This window comes from Janthinobacterium sp. (genome assembly GCF_009923995.1).
GTDB lineage: Bacteria > Pseudomonadota > Gammaproteobacteria > Burkholderiales > Burkholderiaceae_D > Janthinobacterium.
Map to the genome: position 1 here is coordinate 25,201 of NZ_RFSK01000065.1, position 6,462 is coordinate 31,662.

Annotated in this window: 4 protein-coding genes; 3 read left to right on the forward strand and 1 reads right to left on the reverse strand. The window is 63.4% G+C overall.

Annotated elements, in window-relative coordinates; genetic code table 11:
• The 3 genes from EBS11_RS23815 to EBS11_RS23825 all read left to right on the forward strand — a co-directional run bounded on the left by EBS11_RS23815 (position 1) and on the right by EBS11_RS23825 (position 5,872).
• Positions 1-1,197, forward strand: a complete 1,197-nt coding sequence (locus EBS11_RS23815) for an ABC transporter permease (RefSeq protein WP_290607131.1) — start codon at positions 1-3, stop codon at positions 1,195-1,197.
• Positions 1,198-1,389: 192 nt separating this feature from the next.
• Positions 1,390-2,283: an ABC transporter ATP-binding protein gene (locus EBS11_RS23820; protein ID WP_290607133.1), complete on the forward strand. Its 894-nt coding sequence runs from the start codon at positions 1,390-1,392 to the stop codon at positions 2,281-2,283.
• A gap of 10 nt (positions 2,284-2,293) precedes the next feature.
• A complete protein-coding gene (locus EBS11_RS23825; protein WP_290607135.1) occupies positions 2,294-5,872 on the forward strand; it encodes an ABC transporter permease in 3,579 nt (1,192 codons plus the stop codon).
• A 53-nt stretch (positions 5,873-5,925) separates the two neighbouring features.
• Here the strand turns inward: EBS11_RS23825 and EBS11_RS23830 are convergent, their stop codons facing one another.
• Entirely contained in the window at positions 5,926-6,300 is a 375-nt protein-coding gene (locus EBS11_RS23830) for a hypothetical protein (RefSeq protein WP_290607137.1), read from the reverse strand.
• Positions 6,301-6,462: the final 162 nt, after the last annotated feature.

Below are 6,462 nucleotides of genomic sequence, written 5' to 3' on the forward strand. Positions count from 1 at the left end.
ATGTGGACCATTTATCTGAAAGAGTTGCTGGAACTCACGCGCGACCGCAAGACGCTGATCTTCACCATCCTCATCCCCATCTTTGCCATGCCGCTGATCTTTGGCGGCTTCGCTTATGTTTCAAACAATATGTTCAAGAATGCCAAGACGGCGGAAATGCGCTATGCCCTGTTCGGCAAGGACCATTCGCCGGGCTTGAGCGCGCGTTTTGCGCAGCAGCACAACCTGCGCGAAGTGCCGCTGGCCAGCGAGGCGGAAATCCGCCGCGCCATCGGCGACGACACCATCAAGTTCGCCGTGGTCATCCCGCCCCATTTTGAAGATACGTTGAAGCAACAGGAACAGGCCAAGGTCACGCTGCACTACAACAGCGCCAGCTCCGTGGACGTGACGCACCAGCGGGTGCGTGAAATCGTCGACGCCTACAACGCGGGGCTGCGCGAAGGCGCCCTGTCGACCCTGAACCTGAGTCCCGCCCAGCTGGCCTTTGCCCTCAATCCCATCGTGCTCGACAAGAAATCGACGGCCAACGAGCGCGAGCAGATGGGCGCCATCATCGGCGGCATGGTGCCGTACCTGCTGCTGATGGTGTGCCTGACGGCGGCCATGTACCCGGCCATCGACCTGGGCGCGGGCGAAAAGGAGCGGGGCACGCTGGAAACCCTGCTGCTGGCGCCCGTGCCGCGCAGCGCCATCGTGCTGGCCAAGTTCCTCGTGCTGTTTACCGTCGGCATGACGTCCGCCGTGCTGATGGTGGGCAGCATGGGCATCCTGCTGGCCATCTTCGGCAGCTCGCTGGAAGGCCACATGGCCATCCTGGTGCACAGCATCGGCTTGCCGGACCTGGCCATGGTCACGCTGATGCTGGTGCCGACGGCCGCCATCTTCGCCTCGCTGCTGCTGTCGATCTCGATCTATGCGAAAAGCTACAAGGAAGCGGCCGGCATGATCACGCCGCTGATGCTGTTCGTCATCCTGCCCACGGTGACGGCCATGCTGCCCGGCGTCGAGCTGAACTGGATCTGGGCCATGGTGCCGCTGACCAACGTGTCGCTGGCCATGAAGGAACTGGTCAAGGGCACCATGGATTACCGCATGTTCGGCGTGATCCTCGCCTCGACCACCGTCATCGCCGGCGCCCTGCTGATGCTGTGCCGCTGGTGGTTTAACCGGGAGTCGGTGCTGTTCCGTAACTAACACGCAGGCGGCGCGCCAGCGGGGCAATCTGCCCCGGCCGCCGGCGCGCCGCCCACCCCGTCCAACTGCACTCTGGGCACGCGAAAATGCCGTGCATCGCATGCAACTGCCCAGCACGTCTTAAATTCAATACAATGCCAGCATAGAGAAGTCCCGCAGCGCGGGGCTGCAACAGCATGAGCAAGGAGTTGTATGGAATTGCAGATCCGCAAATTGTCGAAGACCTACGCGAATGGCGTGGTGGCGCTGGACAATGTTTCGCTGACGATCCCGCCAGGCATGTTTGGCCTGCTGGGGCCGAACGGCGCCGGCAAGTCGACCCTGATGCGTACCCTGGCCACCCTGCAGGAATGCGATTCCGGCTCGGTCTTCTTCGGCGACTATGACGTGCTCGACGACAAGGACGAGGTGCGCCGCCTGCTGGGCTACCTGCCGCAGGACTTCGGCCTGTACCCGAAAGTGACGGCCTACGAGCTGCTGGACCACTTCGCCACCCTGAAAGGCCTGTCGCAGCGGGCGCGGCGGCGTGAAGTGGTCGACGGCCTGTTGCAGCAAACCAATCTGTTCGACGTGCGCCACCAGCGCCTGGGCGGCTTTTCCGGCGGCATGCGCCAGCGCTTCGGCATCGCCCAGGCCCTGCTGGGCGACCCCAAGCTCATCATCGTCGACGAGCCGACGGCCGGCCTCGACCCGCAGGAGCGCGTGCGCTTCCACAATTTGCTGTCCGACATCGGCGAAGACAAGACGGTGATCCTGTCCACCCACATCGTCTCCGACGTGGCCGACCTGTGTGCCAACATGGCCATCATCAACAAGGGACATTTGCTGCTGTGCGGCAAGACCCAGGAACTCATCGACGAAGTCAGCTGCAAGATCTGGGCGCGCTTCGTCGACAAGAAGGAACTGGCCAACTTCCAGCAGCGCCATGCCGTCATTTCCACGCGCTTGCTGTCGGGGCGCACCCTGATCCACGTGTACAGCGACGACGACCCGGGCGACGGCTTCGAGGAAGCCATCGGCGACCTGGAAGACCTGTATTTCGCCACCATTGCGGGGCGCCACCGCGTCGCCCCGCAGTGCGACTGAGGAGGCAGCCATGTTTGCCATCGCCCGCTTCGAAGCGTGGCAGCGGCTCAAGCTGCTGTCCACCTGGGTGTATTTCGCCATGTTCCTGGCCCTGGCCATGCTGTGGATGGCGGCCGCCGGCGGCGTCTTCAAGGAAGCGAGCATCAGTTTCGGCGGCAAGTTCCTGATCAACGCGCCCCGTTCGCTGGCGTTCACGTGCAGCCTGCTGGGCTGCTTCGGCGCCGTGGTGGTGGCCGCCATGATGGGCCGCTCGGTGCAGCAGGATTTCGAGTACGGCATGCAGCACTTCTTCTTCAGCGCGCCGATCAAGAAATACCAGTACGTATTCGGCCGCTTCCTCGGCGCCTGGCTGGTGCTGGCCGTCGTGTTTTCCAGTATCGTCATCGGCGCCTGGCTGGGCGCCTGGCTGCCCGGCATCGATCCGGAACGGCTGGGGCCGCAGCGCGTGCTGGCCTACCTGATGCCCTACGTGTTTACCCTGCTGCCGAACCTGTTCATCTTCGGCGCCATCTTCTTCGTCATCGCCGCCCTCACGCGGCGCATGCTGCCCGTGTACATCAGCTCGGTAGTCATGCTGATCGGCTACCTGGTGGCGCCGTCGCTGGCGCGCGACCTCGACTACAAGACGCTGGCCGCCCTGATCGACCCCTTCGGCACGACGGCATTGATACGCCTGACGGAATACTGGCCGAATGCGGAGCGCAACACGCGCCTGGTGACCCTCGAAGGCGTGTACCTGCTGAACCGCGCCATCTGGTCCGGCTTCGCCCTCGTCGCCTTGCTGCTCGGCTACTGGCGCTTCCAGTTCCACGCGACGACGGACGCGGGCGCCGCCAAGCGCCGCAGCGACGGCGACGCCCCCCTGCGCCTGTCGCACGCCTCCCTGGACACGCAGGAAACGCCGGACTTCGCGCAGCGCAGCCTGGCCGCCCTGCTCCTCAAGATGAGCTGGCTGAACCTGCGCGAAACCATCAAGAACATCTATTTTGTCGTCATCGTGCTGGCCGGCGTGCTGACCATGTATGCGGGCGCGCTGGACATGGGTTCCATCTACGGCACGAATACCTATCCCGTGACGGAAAAGGTGCTGGAGATGGTCAGCTCCTCGTTCGCCCTGTTCATGCTGGTCATTACCACCTTCTATGCGGGCGAACTGGTGTGGCGCGAACGGGAAGCGGGCACCTGGCTGATGCTCGACGCCCTGCCCGTGCCGAACTGGCTGCCCCTGCTGTCGAAGCTGTTCGCGCTGGTCGGCCTGCAAGCCTTGCTGAGTCTGGTCATCATGCTGTGCGGCATGTCGATCCAGGTCTTCAAGGGCTATTACCGCCTCGACCCGGGCCTGTATATCGAATCGCTGTTCCTGTCGCAGCTGCCGTATTACGCGCTCATCGCCGTGCTGGCCATCTTCCTGCAGGTCGTGATCAATCACAAGTACCTGGCGTATTTCGCCATGATTCTGTACTACATCGCCCGGATCAGCTTTGCCTCGCTGGGCCTGGGCGATCCGCTGTTGCTGTACGCCAAGATACCGGACGTCGTGTATTCGGCCATGAACGGCGCCGGCCACTATGCGGTGCGCGAGCGCTGGTATTTGCTGTACTGGAGCGGCGCGGCCATCATGCTGACGGTGCTGGCGCTGCTGTTCTGGCCCCGCGGCGCGCAGGACAGCTGGCGCATCCGCCTGCGCCTGGCGCGCCATGGCCTGACGCAGGGCGTGCTGGCCAGCTTTGCCATCGGCGCCCTGATCTTCACGGGCGCCGGCGCCGTGCTGTTCTATACCTTCCACGTGGCCAACGACTACAAGTCCGAATTCGCCCGCGACGCGGACCGGGCCAGCTTCGAGCGCCAGTACCGCAAGTTCGCCGCCACGCCGCAACCGAGAATCACCGACGTGAAACTCGACGTGGCCATCCATCCGGGGCAGCGCAGCCTGGCCGTGAAGGGCCGCTACGAGCTGCAGAACAAGACCAGCTTGCCCATCAGCCACATTTTTGTGCAGCAAGACCCCACGGCCACCATGCGCCTGCGCTTCGATGCGCGCGTGCATCCCGGCCTCGATGACGGCAAACTGGGCTTTTACCGCTACCGCCTGGCCGCGCCGCTGGCGCCGGGCGCCACCCTGGGCCTCGATTTCGATATTTCCTATGCGCCGCGCGGCATCTTCGGCCTGGGCCAGGACACGCCCGTCGTGGCCAACGGCACTTTCTTCACGAATGCCGTGCTGCCGCACATAGGCTACCAGCCCCAGCTGGAACTGACGGACCCGCGCGACCGCAAGAAACACGGCTTGCCGCCCCGCGCGCGCGCCCTGCCGCGCGACGATGCGCGGGGGCTGGCCGACAATTACGTCAGCAACGACGCCGACCGCATCCGTTTCGACGCCACCGTCAGCACCGTCGACGGCCAGACGGCCATCGCGCCGGGCATGCTGGACAACGACTGGATCGCCAATGGCCGCCATTATTTCCATTACACGATGGACCAGCCCATCCTGAACTTCTACTCGTTCCAGTCGGCCCGCTACGCCGTCAGGCACGAGCGCTGGCAAGACGTGGCCATCGACGTGTATTACCACCCGGGCCATGAATTCAACCTGGACCGCTTCGTGCGCGGCAGCAAGGAAGCGCTCGAGTACTACACGAAGAACTTCGGCCCCTACCAGCACAAAATCCTGCGCATCGTCGAATTCCCCCGCTACGCCACCTATGCGCAGTCGTTCCCGAATACCATCCCGTATTCGGAAGGGCTGGGCTTCATCGCCAGGGTCGACGACCGCAATCCGAAGGACCTCGATTATCCGTTCTACATCACGGCGCATGAAGTGGCGCACCAGTGGTGGGCGCATCAACTGGTGGGCGGCAACACGCGGGGCGCCACCGTGCTCAGCGAAACGCTGGCCGAGTACTCGGCCCTGATGGTGATGAAGAAAAACGTGGGACCGTCCAGGATGCGCCGCTTCCTGCACTATGACCTGAATCAATACCTGATGGGGCGCAGCGAGGAGCGCCGGCAGGAACTGCCGCTGGCCGACAATGAAAACCAGGACTACATCCATTACCACAAGGGCAGCCTGGCCATGTACTTGCTGCAGGACATCATCGGCGAGGACAAGGTCAACGGCGTGCTGCGCGACCTGCTCAAGACCTATGGCCAGCAAGGCCCGCCCTATGCCAGCGTAACGGCCCTGATAAGCGGCCTGCGCCAGGTCACGCCGCCCGAGCAGGCTTACCTGATCGACGACCTGTTCGAAAAAATCGTGCTGTTCGACAACCGCGCCCTGTCGGCCACGGCGACGAAACGCAGCGATGGCAAGTACGCCGTCACCGTGAAGGTGCAGGCCAGCAAATTGACGGCAGGGGCGCAGGGCGAAGAACAGGAAGCGCCGCTGCACGACCTGATCGAGATCGGCGTCGACGATGCGAATGGCCATCCGCTGCTGCGCGAACGCCAGCGCATGACGGCGCGCGAAGCGAGCTATACCGTCATCGTAGGCAGCCGGCCCGGCAAGGCGGGCATCGATCCCGACAACAAATTGATCGACCGCAAGCCGGACGACAATATGATCACCGTCGAGATCGACGAACCGTGACGAAAAATGGCCGCCTGTTCAGGGCGGCCATTTTTTTGAGCTGTCACACGGATTCAGGCCGCGGCGCGCGTCACCAGGCTCAGGCTGATGCCCATTTCCGTCAGGTGCTGCATGTCGGCCAGGGTCAGGTCGAGGGGAGCGTCGACCGTGTCGTCGCCATTCAGCTCCAGTTGCAGTTCCGCAACGATGCGCGGCATGGTGAACGTCACGCCGCGCGAGCGGCATTCCGCCAGGTAGCTGCGCACGCGCGAAGGCAGCACTTGCGACTTGGCCGCCTGCGCGATCACCACTTCAAAGCCGGAATCGAGGTAGACGCGGCCGCCCGCCTTCGGCTCGCCCTTGCGCCATTGCCGCTCCGGGTCCGTGGGCAAGACTTCGAGGATGGAGCTGAGCGTGGGGTCGTCCCCATGCACCGACAACTTCGCCATATTCATTGTGCAAGACTTTCTAGTCAGGGCGCCGCCAGGAAGGCGGCGCGATCATCAGACCGACAAGTCTACGCATGCAAGCCAAATATGTCCATACGGCAATATTTGATATCAAGCTCTAATTTGTGCCAGATCAACAACAGGCGGAACAAGCTTGTTCCG